12 protein-coding genes are annotated in these 14,732 nt (G+C 49.1%); 4 read left to right on the top strand and 8 right to left on the bottom strand.

The genetic code is table 11. From position 1 onward, the window contains the following. Positions 1–79: 79 nt before the first annotated feature. The 3 genes from BUA14_RS13850 (at position 80) to BUA14_RS13860 (ending at position 4,151) form a co-directional block, all read left to right on the top strand. Positions 80–1,684 carry an IS1182 family transposase gene (locus BUA14_RS13850; protein WP_026198991.1) on the top strand — a complete coding sequence of 535 codons (1,605 nt, stop codon included), beginning with the start codon at positions 80–82 and terminating at the stop codon, positions 1,682–1,684. A 305-nt stretch (positions 1,685–1,989) separates the two neighbouring features. After that, positions 1,990–2,853, top strand: coding sequence for an Rpn family recombination-promoting nuclease/putative transposase (locus BUA14_RS13855; RefSeq protein ID WP_084078635.1), 864 nt, complete (start codon positions 1,990–1,992; stop codon positions 2,851–2,853). A 902-nt stretch (positions 2,854–3,755) separates the two neighbouring features. Next, positions 3,756–4,151 (top strand): response regulator, encoded by a 396-nt coding sequence (locus BUA14_RS13860; protein ID WP_084078637.1) that lies wholly within the window; start codon positions 3,756–3,758, stop codon positions 4,149–4,151. 446 nt (positions 4,152–4,597) lie between these two features. Here the strand turns inward: BUA14_RS13860 and BUA14_RS13865 are convergent, their stop codons facing one another. Then, positions 4,598–4,837, bottom strand: coding sequence for a DUF2922 domain-containing protein (locus BUA14_RS13865; protein ID WP_018307246.1), 240 nt, complete (start codon positions 4,835–4,837; stop codon positions 4,598–4,600). A gap of 32 nt (positions 4,838–4,869) precedes the next feature. After that, a complete protein-coding gene (locus tag BUA14_RS13870) occupies positions 4,870–5,097 on the bottom strand; it encodes a DUF1659 domain-containing protein (RefSeq protein ID WP_072773130.1) in 228 nt (75 codons plus the stop codon). Positions 5,098–5,289: 192 nt separating this feature from the next. On the opposite strand from BUA14_RS13870, the gene BUA14_RS13875 reads away from it, so the two are divergent. Beyond that, positions 5,290–6,135: a DUF3102 domain-containing protein gene (locus BUA14_RS13875; RefSeq protein ID WP_072773131.1), complete on the top strand. Its 846-nt coding sequence runs from the start codon at positions 5,290–5,292 to the stop codon at positions 6,133–6,135. A gap of 102 nt (positions 6,136–6,237) precedes the next feature. Here BUA14_RS13875 and BUA14_RS13880 read toward each other — a convergent pair whose 3' ends face one another. The 6 genes from BUA14_RS13880 to BUA14_RS13905 form a co-directional block, all read right to left on the bottom strand. Beyond that, complete coding sequence (locus BUA14_RS13880) at positions 6,238–6,927, bottom strand: GTP pyrophosphokinase (protein WP_072773132.1); 690 nt, start codon at positions 6,925–6,927, stop codon at positions 6,238–6,240. A gap of 29 nt (positions 6,928–6,956) precedes the next feature. Further along, positions 6,957–8,819 carry an ABC transporter ATP-binding protein gene (locus BUA14_RS13885; protein ID WP_072773133.1) on the bottom strand — a complete coding sequence of 621 codons (1,863 nt, stop codon included), beginning with the start codon at positions 8,817–8,819 and terminating at the stop codon, positions 6,957–6,959. Continuing rightward, positions 8,816–10,576, bottom strand: coding sequence for an ABC transporter ATP-binding protein (locus BUA14_RS13890; protein WP_072773134.1), 1,761 nt, complete (start codon positions 10,574–10,576; stop codon positions 8,816–8,818). The genes BUA14_RS13885 and BUA14_RS13890 overlap by 4 nt, the downstream gene beginning before the upstream one ends. A gap of 139 nt (positions 10,577–10,715) precedes the next feature. Then, positions 10,716–11,198, bottom strand: coding sequence for a transcriptional regulator (locus BUA14_RS13895; protein ID WP_072773135.1), 483 nt, complete (start codon positions 11,196–11,198; stop codon positions 10,716–10,718). 301 nt (positions 11,199–11,499) lie between these two features. Next, positions 11,500–11,997 (bottom strand): hypothetical protein, encoded by a 498-nt coding sequence (locus tag BUA14_RS13900; protein WP_072773136.1) that lies wholly within the window; start codon positions 11,995–11,997, stop codon positions 11,500–11,502. Positions 11,998–12,056: 59 nt separating this feature from the next. Further along, positions 12,057–14,516 (bottom strand): eCIS core domain-containing protein, encoded by a 2,460-nt coding sequence (locus tag BUA14_RS13905; protein WP_072773137.1) that lies wholly within the window; start codon positions 14,514–14,516, stop codon positions 12,057–12,059. Positions 14,517–14,732: the final 216 nt, after the last annotated feature.

The raw sequence follows: 14,732 nt of genomic DNA on the forward strand, positions 1-14,732 counted from the left end.
TAAGACAGTCAGAAAAAAATAAGAAAAGAGGGCGACTGGCAGATGCCAGAAGCCCTCTTTTGCCGTAAAATATAAGTTGATGAACGCCCATACTTTACGGCCAGATTATACATCAAACGGGAGTGTATATCAACTGGTTCTTCCTATGGATATTGGAGAATTAATCCCGGCCGATGATTCGGTAAGGCTTCTGGGCAGTGTCTTGGAAAGGATGAATTACAGTAAATTGCGCGCTGCTTACTCCCGCCTTGGGAGAATCGAAACCTCCCCGGAGAATCTATTCAAAATTGTGGTCTACGGCTATATGAACGGGACCTATTCCACTCGCAAGCTGAAACAGGCTTGTCAGCGCGATATCAATTTTATGTACCTGTGGGGCCGAGCTCCCGCCCCCAACCATGCTACCATTGCCCGTTTTCGTAGTGAACGCCTGACGGATGCTATGGAGGATTTATTTTTACAACTGGTCCAGCTCTTGTCCGAATTAGGTGAACTGTCCCTTTGCAGCGTGTTTATCGACGGTACCAAACTAGAAGCTGATGCCAACCGGTATAGTTTCGTATGGAAGAAATCCACTCAAAACCATGAAACCAAGATGCAGGCCAAGATGAAACGTGAGTTACCCAAACTGGCCGCTGAACTAGGCCTGCGCTTTGATGTCAGAGAAAAGATCCGGACCAAGGACTTAAAGAAGCTGCGCAAACACCTCTACGCTCTCAAAGGTGAGCAGACATTCGTTCATGGTAAAGGCAAGAGAAAATCTCCCTTGCAGAGAGCCATTGAAACGGTTGAAGGGTATCTGGCTCGTCAGAAAAACTATGATGACTACAACCACAGCTTCGGAGAGCGAAACAGTTTTTCCAAGACCGACCGGGATGCAACCTTCATGCGGATGAAAGAGGACCACATGAAAAATGGCCAGCTCAAACCGGCCTACAATGCCGTCTTAGCCGTCGATGCCGAATACATCGTCAGTGCCCTCATCTCTCAGGAGCGCAGTGATGTGAATACCTTTATTCCTATGATGAAAACCCTTAAGAGCCTTGGCTACACTAAACCGGTGGCGGATGCAGGGTTTGAGAGCGAAGAGAACTATACCTGGTGCGAAGACAACGGTCAGATGGCCTTCATCAAGCCCGCCAACCATGATCGGGCCAAAACCCGCAAGTATAAAAGCGATATCGGTAAACGGGAGAATATGCCCTATGATGCAGACAGCGATGCCTATATCTGTCATGCGGGCCACAGACTACAAGCGGCTTATGAAAAGAAAACCAAGTCCAAAAACGACTATCCTATCGTGACCACCGTCTATTCGTGTACTCAATGTGAGGGTTGCCCTCATAAAGCCAAATGCATCAAAGGCTCAAGCCCCAAACCCCTGGAAGAGCGCAGCAAGAACCTCTATGTCTCCAAGACCTTTCAGAGACAGCGTCAAGCGATGGAAACCCGAATCCAGAGTGATGAAGGGATTGTGTTGAGGGTCAATCGTTCCATCCAAGTTGAAGGAGCGTTCGGTGTGTTGAAGCAGGACATGAATTTTCGACGTTTCCTCTTACGCGGGCAGGTGAAAGTACAGATTGAGCTGTGGCTGTTGGCTACAGCGTTTAACATAAATAAACTCCACAACAAGATTCAATCGGGGCGTTGTGGAAGCCATTTACATCGTCTTAAAGCAGCGTGATCTAAAACAGAAGAGGGTCTACAGGGGAAAGGGTCTTCCCTTGCTTTGCTGTGTTCAAAAGAGTGCTTAAATGAGGCTCTCTTCCTCTTGTTCGGCCTTTTCCTCAAGAAAAAGAGGGGGCCGCATTACGTTTTCTCACAAACGTTTTGCGACACCCTCTTATTACGTGTATAGGGAAACTTCCAGAGAAATTATATCCATAATTTTCTTGAACGAGAACATACGTTCTGATATTCTATAAATAGAAATTGTCCCTCATTGTCAAGAGCAACCTTCTGTAATAAAATAAAGAGAGGAGAATAGATTTGAACACCGAGATATCCTATCATAACAATGATGTGCTTATGAAAGTTTTAGCCGAACAGTTTAGAAATAAAACTCTGGACGTTTTCGGGATTAAAACGGCTAAAATCAAAACGTTGCTCCCTTCCGCCCATCCGACGATTGATGCCAAGGAAACTCGCAGTGATATCATCTTTCTGTTGGAGGATGACACCTTACTGCACCTGGAATTCCAGACCACAGCCTGTGAACGGGACTTAAAGCGTTTCTTGTACTACGACGCCCGGCTGGCGAGCCGGCAGGAGCGTCAGATCCGCACCTTCGTCGTCTATTCCGGTCATATCGAACAAGCCAAGGAGCGGTTGGACTGCGGTTCCATCCTCTATCAGGTCGAGAATATCTACATGAAGGACTATAATGGAGATCAGGAATACAACAGACTGAAAGCCAAGATCGAAAGCGGTCAGCTCTTAAATGAGACGGATACCCTGAAACTGATCTTTCTGCCACTCATGAAAAGCAGGCAACAAGAAGAAGAGCTGGCGATACAAGCGGCCGAACTAGCTAAGGCTACCGATGAAAAGACGAAAGTATTCGCCATTGCTGCGTTGATCGTGATCACCGACAAGATTATGTCCGAAAGTAATAAAAGGAAATTGTTGGAGGTGTTGAAAATGACCCAGATTGAACAGTGGATCCGGGAAGAGGGCAGAGAAGAGGGCAGAGAAGAGGGCAGGCAAGAAGGAGAACTGAAAGGCAGACAAGAAGAGAAAAGGGAGACGGCCCGAACCATGCTGAGTATGGGAATGAGTCCGGAAGTGATAGCCAAGGCGACCAAGCTCTCCCAGGAGGAAATCCTGCGAATAGAGAAGGAAACGAAAAACTAACCTCTCATACTGGCTAAGCGCTGCTTGTAACCCTCTATCTCAAATAGCCAAGTGTTCGGAAATTTGAGATAGAGGGTTACAGAGAATTTGGCAATTGTATAAATATACTTTTTAGTTATAGAACGAGAGCGGCTTTTGATTCCCCACATAGGAATAAAGGAATAGTTTGGAAATCAATAGCGGATTAAGACGTAAAACGACCTCTTACTCAAAACAGTAAGGAGGTCGTTTTTAGGCTTTACCGCAGAGGATCATACTTTGTAAGCGCACAATAAGTTGGTGTATAGAAAATCCTCGAAAATTCCTATTCCAGAACGATGTGCATAGAATGCAAACGAAGATAAGAGGCCATCCCGGGATAAAATCCCGATCTTCACTATCCACTTGGCTTAAAATTCCCTCCCGATACCCCTATAATGGATTCAGGTGGAAATTAAAAGGCCGCCGCGGCCCGCAAGTGTAGCAGCACTTACAGGCACGCGCAAGGTGTAGAAGCACCTACACGTAACAGCAAGCTGTCCACGACGACAGATCCATTATACAATGCCCCTCGCTCCAGTACAACAGTACGCGGGCCTGGGGGTATAATCGGCTGCCGGTCCGGGGGTGTGCTGATTGTGTGCGACTTGAGAGCAGTAAACATGAGACAGTATGAATTCAGGCGCATGTGTAGGGATAAACCCTTGCATGCGTCTTTTAATTTCCCCTGATCACCGCCGGGCGGCCGGAGCCGGACTCTTATAAAGGGTCCGGTCCGGTGCCGGGCGGAAAAGGGGGAAGTATATAATTATGAATCGTAGAGCATTCCCACAGAGCATAAGCCCGGCCCGGATAAGGAGCCGGGTTTATGAGTCTACGCCCGGTTTTCCCGGTTTTTCCGGGTTTGCTGAAAGGGGGGCGTCGTGTTGAATATTTGCCTGTGTGATGATGGTGCCCTTCAGCGAGTCTACCTAAAGCTGATCATCCAGGAGTATGAAAGCCGTTCCGGAATCCGGTTTAGCCTGTCTGAATTCAGCAGCGGGGAGGACCTTCTGGAGCAATTCCAGGAAAACCCCACCCGGTTTGATCTTTATTTTCTGGATCAGCGGATGAAAAATATCACCGGTCTGGAGACCGTCTCGTCCATCCGGCAGCGCAATAAGGATTGTGCCATCGTTTTTGTCACTGCCTCGGAGGGGCCGGGGGACTTTGAAGCCGTATCCCCGCTCCGGGTTCTGAACAAACCGGCCCAGCCCGCAGCTGTCTATGAGGTTCTGGATCAGGTATTCGCGGCATTGAGTCCTGGTTATAGCAGGTAGATGAGTATCGCTGTAGCTCAAAAGTTGTCCTCTGCCTGGACAGATACCTATGAACACCATAAGATTTTGTCAGGGAGTGTAAGCCCGGCCCATTAGGAGCCGGGTTTTATATGCTCTCTGCGGTGAGCTAAAAGTGCTTTCCTTCCTCAGTGGACGATTAGCACTGCATGTTAATGCTACCGTTTTTGAGATCACTTGACTTGTGAATATCTTAAGTTATATATTAAATTCCGCTCCTCAATGCAAGAGGGGGCATACAGTTTGGCGGCGAAAGAAGAGGATGTTAACCTTTCGCAAAATCGCACAGGCGTATCTGAAACATAGAGTATTACAAAGAATTTCACGGGTAATGAAGATAAGATTTCAGATGTTAGAGGAGAATAAGATAACCGAGGCCGCAGCCTCGGTTATCTTAATAGACTATGGGTTTGTTCTCAGTCTATCGATCAACCGGCAGCGGGATCGAGAAGATCGTTGACTGTCGTATCGACAATCTTTACATCCTTGATCCCGGTTAAAGCTCCGGTAGCTGTCAGATAGATATCACTTGCGATGAGGGATTCCATAGCGGCCACGATCTCAGTCACCTGCACATCTTCCCTTGGATCGGAAAGAGTAAGAGTGAACGTTCCACCACCGGCGGTGGTGAATACCAATCGCGCCACTTTATTACTTGATATGGCCATTCTGAAGCCTCCTTATTTCAATTATTTTTTTATTATTCTTCCTCCGCCAGTTCCCATGTTTTTCGAAAAAACACATCGAGAACCGGATGCTTCGTCAAACCAAACAACGCATGTGCTGCGTCATATACAGCTTCTTCAGGCGCATCAAAGCGGATCGAGTTAAACGTTTTCTGCCTTGTGATGGGAGCTCCAAGAGGGGAAAACCCCGTTTGGTAGACCACCACCAATGCCGCAGAATAAGGAATTCCTTCGATTGCCATCTTAATCACCTACCTATATTTGATGGATTCCTGATGAATCGACAGACCCGGGCTGTCCCTACATCCTATGAAGTTTCCCCGGCAGTTGTTACAGGTTGTCACACAGAGAAATTTTTCCGGCTACTGTTACGGGTTGTCACACCTGTCACATCAGGTCCATATACTGTATTAAAAACCCGGGAAGGGATGGGCATGAGTGAACAAGTAAAGGAACGCACCCCCCAGGTCATCGCGGCGGAGATCAACAGTTATAAAGTGTCCAGTGGGAGAATCCAATTAACCTGCGCCGTGGAGATCGGCCGGCGGCTGATAGAGGCGAAAGCCCTTCTTCCTCACGGGGAGTGGGGAAAATGGCTGGAAGAGTATGTAGAGTATTCCCAGGCTACGGCGGAAAATTATATGAGAGTTGCCCGGGAGTACGGGCAGGCAGGGGGAGACTCCCCGGAGGGGGAAAAAGCAAAATCTGAGACGTTTCCGATTTTATCGTACTCCCAGGCACTGACCCTTTTGGATGTTCCGGAAGAAGAGCGGGCAGAGTTCATCGCCGAGCTGGATATCGAAAATATGTCCGTACGTCAGCTGCAGAGGGCCATCAAGGAGCGGGAGCAGGTCAGGCAGGAAAAAGAGGAGGCTGAGCAGGAGAGCAGGGAGCTCCAGAAAGCTCTGGAGGGGGAAAAGGAGAAAAACAGCCAATTGGAAAAAGAGCGGGATGGGCTGAAGCTCAAGGCAGGGGAGCTGGAAAAGGAAAAGCAGGGATTGAAACAGGAAGTAGCTGAAAGGAAGGCTGAGAACAGCAAGCTCAAAGATAAGCAGCTCTTCAAAAACAATGAAAAGCTGCGGAACCAGCTTACTGCCGCCCAAATCAAGAATGCTACCCATAAAGCCGCCTTTAAAATGGAAGCTCTGGAAAGGGCCTTCAAAGAAGTGGTGTATGAACTGGGCCTGCTGGTTAAGATCGATAAGAATGTGCATGGGGAGTATCAAAAAAATCTGAGAAAGTTCCTCCTGAAATGCCTGGATGAAAAGGTGGGGGATTGAATAGTTTGGAAATCAATAGCTCATTAAGACGTGAAACGACCTCTTTACTCAAAACAGTAAGGAGGTCGTTTTAGGCTTTACCCCAGAGGGTCATACTTTCCGTTATTCTTCAATATGCTCACGGATAAACAGCATCTTTTTTTCCGTGTCGGCCAGTGTAGTTGCGCAATCCAGCAACATGGCGGCGTACTGTTGGGTATCGCTGTCATTATTTTTGTATCGCAACATGTGTTCCAGGCTGGCCCAATAGTCCATGGCAACTGTGCGCAGTTGGATTTCCACCGGAATCTCTTCGGTGCTGCCGGACAGGAAAATCGGCACTTTGACGACAAGATGCAAACTCCGGTATCCGTTTTCTTTGGCTTGCGCAATATAGTCCTTCCGTTTAACCAAGGTAACATCGGCTTGTTGCAGGAGCATTTTCTCCACCGCATAGACGTCATCCAGGAAATTGCAAATCACGCGGATGCCGGCGATGTCAAGAACTCTCTCCCGAGCGGCTTCGACCGTAAGCGGCAAGCCGTACTTTTGCAGCTTTTTGCCAATGCTGAGGGGACTTTTAATCCGGCATTCAAGATGATGAATCGGATTATGCTTGTTGCTGAATTGAAATTCATCATCGAGTAATTCCAGTTTGGCGCTGACGACTTTCATGGCGCCGTTATAGATCTGCATGGTTTGGGCGAGCTTGATCAAGGAGGTTCTGGCATCCTCCCGGGAGCTTTGAAACAGATGCCCATCCTGCTCTGTGAGATCGGGAAGATTGACTTTGGATTTGCGTTCAATGATCATCGGCTGCTCCTTTGCTTTTATGAGTTTTTTTATGAGGCCTGCTCAAATTGGCTGTTATAGAGTTCGGCGTAGAATCCGCCCTTTCCGAGGAGTTCCTCATGATCGCCGCTTTCGATGATGTCGCCGTCTTTCATCACCAAAATCAGATCGGCATCTTTGATGGTGGACAGGCGATGGGCGATTACAAATGATGTCCGGCCCTGAGTCAGCTTATTCATGGCATTCTGTACAAGCCTTTCCGTACGGGTGTCTACCGAGCTGGTCGCTTCGTCCAGGATCAGAAGCGGTGAATTTTGAATGATCGCGCGGGCAATGGTCACAAGCTGCTTTTGGCCTGCCGACAGGTTGGCTTTATCATTGAGTAGGGTGTCATAGCCCTGGGGCAGGGTGCGGATAAAGTGGTGGATGCCCACAGACTTGCAGGCGGCGATCACTTCTTCATCGGTAACGCCCTGCTTGTTGTAGATGATGTTTTCTTTGATGGTTCCTTCAAAGAGCCAGGTGTCCTGCAATACCATACAGAATTGGTCATGGACGTTTTCTCTGCTCACATGGCTGATGGGGATACCGTCTATGCGAATCTCGCCGCTGTCGATTTCATAAAAGCGCATCAGCAGATTGACCATGGTCGTTTTTCCCGCACCGGTAGGGCCGACAATGGCGACCTTCTGGCCGGCTTTGATCTGAGCGGAAAAATTATTGATAATGGTTTTGTCCTTCTCATAGCCAAAGTGAACATTCTGAAACTCCACGTGGCCTTTGACATTCTCCAGCTTTTTGAGCTGCTGGCCTTCATCGGCCAACTCTTCTTCAGCGAAGAATTCAAAGACACGCTCACTGGCGGCGGCTGTTCTTTGCAGCTGCTGCATGGATTGAGCCAACTGGGATAAGGGCTGGGTAAAGAGGCGGATATAGATCATAAAGGCAACGATGACGCCGAAGGAGATCGTGCCTTTCATGGCCAGGGCCGCGCCGACTACGCACACCGCCACATAGCCGAAGTTGCCGATGAAACCCATAATCGGCATCATCATCCCCGACATAAACTGAGATTTCCATCCGCTGTCATACAGGGACGTGTTGATCTCCTCAAAGGTCTTTTTCGCCTTGCTGCCGCCGTTATAGGCTTTGACAACATTATGGCCCGAATAGATTTCCTCAATGTGGCCATTGATATCGCCGAGTCCCTGCTGCTGCACAGTAAAATACTTTTGCGATTTGGACATGATGAGAGCCATCAGGACAAACCCGATCAAAGTGGAGCCGATGGCAACCAGGGCCAGAATCCAGCTGTTGTAGAACATCATGACCAGGGAACCGACAAACATGGTGACTGCCCTCACTAAATTATCGAGGCTCTGATTGAGGGTTTGGCCAATGGCGTCAACATCGTTGGTTACGCGGCTGATGACATCGCCATAACTTGTTTTATCAAAGTATTTGAGGGGCAGTTTGTTGATCTTTTTGGAAATATCGGTACGCATATTTTTCGATAGTTTAGCAGTTACCGTGGCCATGATAAAGTTCTCGGCAAAGCTGAAGATACCTGAGGCTGCGTAGAAGCAGACAAGCAGCATGCCAATATTGAAGACAGCGTTAAAATCGATGGCCCCAGACACAGGAACTCCGTTGATCAGGGCCGGCAGCCCCTTGGCAATCTCATTGGTCATGTTCTTCAATTGGTCCGGACCAATGATTTGCAGGAGTGTACCCAAAGCCGCGATGACAAGGGCAGTGATAATGATGGGCAGATAGCCTTTACAGTAGCGGATCAGCTTGCCCCATGTTCCTTGGAAATCCTTTGCTTTTTCGCCGCCCCCCATGCCGGGGGAACCACCTGCCGGCCCACCCATGGGGCCGCCATTTTGTGTTCTTGTGGAATTCTCACTCATGATGCCAATTCCTCCTCGCTCAATTGCGACATGGCAATTTCTCTATAGACAGTGCAGTCGCGGAGTAAGTCTTTGTGTGTTCCTTTGCCGACGATTTTACCTTCATCAAGCACAATAATCTGGTCGGCGTCCATGATGGTGCCGATGCGCTGGGCTACGATCAGGCTGGTTACACCTGCGGTTTCCTGTTTCAGCGCACTGCGCAGAACCCGGTCGGTCTTGTAATCAAGGGCTGAGAAAGAATCGTCAAAAATATAGATTTCCGGCTTGCGGCACACCGCTCGGGCAATGGCCAGCCGCTGCTTTTGACCGCCGGATACATTGGCTCCGCCCTGAGCAATGGCAGCTTGGTATTGGCCGTCCATTTTCTCAACAAAGTCTGCGCCCTGGGCAATTTGTACGGCCTTCTTCACTTCGTCCAGAGGATAGCCTTCGCCGCCGTTATCGCCGTAAGCTACATTGGATTCTACCGTGCCTTTGAACAACACTGCCTTTTGGGGGACATAGCCGATTTTATTGAAAAGGGCTTCCAGCTTATAATCTTTCACATTGACGCCGTCAATCAATATTTCTCCCTGGGTTGCATCAAAGAAGCGGAGGGCAAGGTTGACAAGGGTTGATTTGCCGCTTCCGGTCGAGCCGATAAAAGCAACGGTCTCACCGGGGGATGCCGTAAAACTGATATCCTCAAGGACAGGCTCCGCAGCATCGGGATATTTAAAGCTGACAGACTTAAACACAACTTCACCGCGCAGGCCAGGCTGACCATCGGTTTTTGTTCCGTCTAAAATCTGGGGTTCCGTATCCAGTACTTCGTTGATGCGTTTGGCCGAAACGCTGGCGCGAGGCAGCATAATGAAAATCATGACCAGCATCATAAAGGACATGATAACCTGCATGGCATAGCTGGAAAAGACGACCATGTTGGAAAACAGGCCTAATTTATCCAAGGCCCCTGCCGCGTCAATCAAATAGGCTCCTATCCAGTAAATCGCCAGGGACAGCCCGCTCATCAGCACAGTCATCACCGGCATCATGACTGCCATGGCGCGGTTGGTGAACATCTGGGTGCTGGTAAGCTCTTCGTTGGCCGTCTCAAATTTCTCTTCCTGATAATTCTCGGCGTTGTAGGCGCGGACAACGCGCAGGCCGGTGAGATTTTCTCTTGTGACACGGGTGATGTTGTCGGTAAGGGTCTGCATCTTTTTGAATTTGGGCATGGCAACGATGAGCAGAAAGGTAACCATCATGATCATAATCAAAACGGCGACACCTGTGACCATGGTCCATTCAAAGCCTTTGCCCGAGATTTTGGTGATGGCCCATACCGCTGTAATGGGAGCTTTAATCACTAATTGCAGACCCATGACCACCAGCATTTGAATTTGGGTGATGTCGTTTGTGGAACGTGTAATCAGACTTGACGTTGAAAAACGGTTGATTTCTTCCATAGAAAAGGATTCAACCTTATTGAACAATAGGCTGCGCAGCCGCTGGGAAAAGGAGGCGGCTATTTTCGCCGCAAAAAAACCGACGACAACGGCAGCTGCCAGACTTCCCAAGGCACACAACAGCATATAACCGCCATTGAGCCAGATGTCACTGATGGCGCTGTTGGGGGTCTGGGTCAGCGTTGTGATTTCCGCCATATAATCGGGGAGTTTAAGATCAAGCCAAACCTGGGCGACGATGAAGATCAAGCTGATGCCCGCCATCAGCCATTCTTCCGGCTTTAGATACTTGAAGATTTTTAACATAGATGTTTGTTCCTCCAGTCGTTTGTATAGGGTTCGGCGTAATCTGTATTCGTTACGAACTCTGTTAGCAATGGGACTATAATTATGCGGACTTTATGGTCCGCATAAATCGCGCTGTTCTTTAGTGAGGGATGCCTGCTTAATCGCTCTGAGTGCATCCTTCTTCTTGAGGGGAATACTTTTGCATAAGCCCGGAAAAGAGGCGTGTCAGGCGGATGAACTCGATCGTATCCGCTTCACCCATGTCAGTAAATATCCGCACCATTCTGTTTTTCATGTCCTTCATCTCGGCTTCGGCGCGGTTGCGCCCATCTTCGGTGATGGTCACAAGAATATTGCGGCGGTTGCTCTTGTCGATGTCGCGGACAATCTGGCCCTTCTTTTCCAAGGCGCCGAGCAAGGCGGAGATGCGCGCTGTACTGGCCTGCAGCGCCGCGCTTAGTTCAGAAGGGAGAACTTCCCGATTGCATACCGCCAGGTAATGCAAAACAAAAAGTTCTCCTTTATGGGCGCGATTGAGGTTTTCCATCATATCTTTCCGACTGCTGGCCATGATTTCATTAAAAGCGGTCAAGGCCTTGTCAACATAGCTCAAGCTGTTCTGATTCTCTTCCCATGGCATATCCGTACACTTCCAATCCAAGTCTTATTACAGTACATTAGGAAGGGGGGCTTTTTTAAAATATGGTCAAGAAATATGATAACTAACTGTGTTAATAATATATACTATTTATAGTTTCTAGTCAAGAGGAATTGAAAATCTAAGTTTTAATTTCCGTAATTATCCATTGTTTTTCATCAATGCGTTGATGTCTATTTTTATTTTGTGGGTAGGGAAGAAGAGAAGAGAAAAGCCGCCCTCGCGGACGGCTTTGGCAATGCCATGATTTAATAGCTTCATAACAGCTCATCACAATAGCTCATTACAGATTATTCGCTACAGCCTGTTCATAAGATAATTTACCGTCGGCAATAAGAACGGCGGTATCATATTTATCAGCTATTTCTTCATAGGCCAGGTAGAGGTTGTTCATAATCATGGGCAGGAGAGCGTCCGGTTCCGAGTCTTCATCCACGAGAAAACGGTTTTTATAATACATTTGGTCAAGAGGGTAGTATACTCCGTATGCTCCGGTCAGAGCGGAAAGGTTCCAGCGGGTGATCATTTTTTCCAGCACCGGCAGGTTCTTACCGATATCCGGCAGGAGGGTGGCGATAATTTGGAAGAGTGTAAATTCATCGGCATAATCCACCATGCCAAGCTCGAAAAAGACCAATCCTGAGCCGTCGTCATACATGGGAGTAAAAAAGCTTAAGGAGAGCTGTTGATTTTCTAAGGTTGTAAGACGGACTTCGGAGCCGACTTTTTGAACCTCAGCTTCCAGTTGGGATAGTAGCAATTCTTTTTTACTTGCATCCATGGGGTTACCTTCCTTTACACTCGTTCATCTTCATCTTCATCTTCATCTTCATCTTCATCTTAAGCTGATTTTTTCTTTCTGGCAAAGGGATTGCGGCGGCTGTCAATGGTTACTTGTTTCTGCTGCTCAAGGGTGCCCGAGCCGATCATTCCTAGCCGTTCACCGATTAATTCCCGGTTATAGCCGGTTTTGGTCTTTCTTACCCCCATATCGGAAAGCATGCCTTCGGCTTCAGAATCGCCGGAGGTTGCATTCTGAGCCAGGAAGTCCGCTCTGTCGATGGTAAAATGCTGGGCAGCTTCGGTTCGTCTTCCCGAGGAAAAGCCCAGGCCCTTAAGGGCAACATGCTTGACTTCCCGTTCGGAAAGGTTGGGATGCTTTCTCTTAATGCGTTCCATGCGCTTATCTAACTCCAGTTCTTCCTCAACCACCTGGCTGCGGACATCCGAACGCTGGCTGTCGGCCACCATACCCCCAATAGCGGAAACTCCGGAGCCCACGGCGCTTAAGGCGGTGCCAATCAGGGGAGGAGCACCGGCAATCGTGGAAATTCCGCCGGCGGTCTTAAGCCCGCTGCCGATAGCGGCAGTGGTATGCTGAGTCACATCGGCTTTAGCGGCTCCTTTGCCTTGTCTGGCAATACGGCGCATTTTTTCATCCCGGGTGCCCAGCTTTTCACCCTTCTTAACCCGTTCTTCATAGGCTCTGCTGCGGTCTCCCATTTTTTTCATCCGAACGCCTGAAGCAACCGCTTGAACACCTTCTGCAGCTGTATCGAGGCCGTTAATTGCGACATCAATTCCGGGGGTAACATTGCCCAGAACTTCCGTGGCCGCAGGAGCAATATACTGGGCCGCGGTCAGGGCGCTCTTGCCGACGGAGGCCGCCTTACCCATGGTTTTTAAGGAAGTGCTGGCTGCTCCGGCTCGGTCGCCCATCTTCAGCCGCTGATAGGCCTGAGTGCCGGACTCCACGGTATCTGTTATTCCTTGCATACCTTCGAATATTGAGCCGGCAGCCCCGAATCCTTGCTCCCGGCCGCTCATAAGGGAAGCATTAGGGTCGCCGTGCAGAGCTTTGTAATGCTCCTCAAGGTCGCCGCCCAAGGCCCCTGCACCGGAGGAAGCTGTACCCAGTAAAGAGGATACGGTGGACAGACTGCTTTCTTCCGCTTCCCCGGGGTGACTGCCGCTTTCTTGGGAGCGTTGGAAGGCTGCAGTGCGCATATCGCCGGTAAGTCCCTGCCGGTAATCCCCCGCTAAAGATTCGATCTGAGCATTTCTGGTGTTGCGCTGCTGTGTCCCTTCTTTCCGGTGCTCCGCTGTTAGTCTGGCCAGAGGATTTTGGACGCTCCACATGAATTTGTCCCAACCGGACATTTGATCATAATCTTCACGGTGGTTATTGAACTGATCCACTGCGCGGTCATTGCCCCGTTTTAAAGCGCTGAGTCCGCCGGCAACCTTATCCACGACAAAGTTTCCCCCGGCTTTGACTTTATTCCCAACCCAGGAGGCCGCTTTGCCGATACCCTTGCCCATGCTCTGCATCCACTTGGGAAGCTTGCTTTCCTTTTCCGGTTCGGGTTCCTGGAACAGATCGGCCAGCCCCAGGTCTTCAGATTCACTGGCGGCAGGGTCGATTTTTTCGCCGGAGCGTTTGTCAGCCCAATCGAAGATACCGGAGAAAAAGCCGTCGGATTGCTTAACGACATTACCCATTGTCTCGGAGCCGGCAACTTTATTGATCAAGCCTTCCCCGACGCCGCCGACAGCATTCACCGCTTTATCCTTTAAACCCATGCCCTTGTCATAGACGCTTTTAGCACCGGTCTTAGTTTTATCCCATAAGGTACTGGCACCGGTCTTCGTTTTGTCCCACAGGTTGCTGGCTCCGGCCTTGGTTTTATCCCAAAGGCTCTTGCCTCCGCTTTCTGTTTTCGGAGGAGTTTCTTCTTGCTTTTTCTTGCTCCAGGGCCACATCTGAACGCCGCCTAAAGGAGCGGAAACCGTCAGGCTTGAAGCGGGGGCGGCACCCTGTTGAACTGTGTGAACCAGTTCATGGGCGGCAATATCCGGCTCAAATCCCTGGCGGCCGAAGTAAATATCATTCCCTGCCGTATAGGCCCGGGCTTTCATGGCATCGACCCGGGCGGCGTTGGCGGGATCCATATGAAAGCGGACACCCGAGAAATCTGCACCCAGTCTTCTGCCCATGGATTCCTTGACTGCAGAAGGAGTACGATCCTCCATGTGAGCAGATAACCTGTCGGCTTCTTGTTCCGCGGCCGGGATCTGTGTACGGGAGGGGTCTATGGATTCCGGAAGCCGGGACCTGATGGCATTTTTCAGTTCCATAGTTTTGTGGGGAGCAGGGGAGGCAGGGACATTTTCTGCGGCCCGGCGGTTCAGGGCGGCCAATATCATGCTGTTGGGAATTTGCTGATTTGGGGTATGAATACTATAATCCTCTTGCTTTTTTCCCTTCGTTAAGGTACTTCTTTGGACAAGTTCTTTCATAAAGCACCCCTCAATCCTTTAAAAAAATAATCATCGGCAATCATGATTAATGCGGAGTATTGCATGATGAAAGATTTAAAATGCCAACACTACAATAATTATCCAGATTCAGCTTATTATGGCCCAAATAAAAAGTCAAGGTAAATTCAAATCAATCAAAAAAATTTGAGCTTTTATTCATAAGAGGAAAAGGGGATTGTGAGGAGTTGACGAAAT

The organism is Desulfitobacterium chlororespirans DSM 11544, from assembly GCF_900143285.1.
Taxonomy (GTDB): domain Bacteria; phylum Bacillota; class Desulfitobacteriia; order Desulfitobacteriales; family Desulfitobacteriaceae; genus Desulfitobacterium; species Desulfitobacterium chlororespirans.

Coding starts and splice junctions, on each gene's coding strand:
- BUA14_RS13850 (WP_026198991.1), top strand. CDS start 80: ATGAACGCCCATACTTTACGGCCAGATTATACATCAAACGGGAGTGTA.
- BUA14_RS13865 (WP_018307246.1), bottom strand. CDS start 4,837: ATGGCCATATCAAGTAATAAAGTGGCGCGATTGGTATTCACCACCGCC.
- BUA14_RS13870 (WP_072773130.1), bottom strand. CDS start 5,097: ATGGCAATCGAAGGAATTCCTTATTCTGCGGCATTGGTGGTGGTCTAC.
- BUA14_RS13875 (WP_072773131.1), top strand. CDS start 5,290: ATGAGTGAACAAGTAAAGGAACGCACCCCCCAGGTCATCGCGGCGGAG.
- BUA14_RS13880 (WP_072773132.1), bottom strand. CDS start 6,927: ATGATCATTGAACGCAAATCCAAAGTCAATCTTCCCGATCTCACAGAG.
- BUA14_RS13885 (WP_072773133.1), bottom strand. CDS start 8,819: ATGAGTGAGAATTCCACAAGAACACAAAATGGCGGCCCCATGGGTGGG.
- BUA14_RS13890 (WP_072773134.1), bottom strand. CDS start 10,576: ATGTTAAAAATCTTCAAGTATCTAAAGCCGGAAGAATGGCTGATGGCG.
- BUA14_RS13895 (WP_072773135.1), bottom strand. CDS start 11,198: ATGCCATGGGAAGAGAATCAGAACAGCTTGAGCTATGTTGACAAGGCC.
- BUA14_RS13900 (WP_072773136.1), bottom strand. CDS start 11,997: ATGGATGCAAGTAAAAAAGAATTGCTACTATCCCAACTGGAAGCTGAG.
- BUA14_RS13905 (WP_072773137.1), bottom strand. CDS start 14,516: ATGAAAGAACTTGTCCAAAGAAGTACCTTAACGAAGGGAAAAAAGCAA.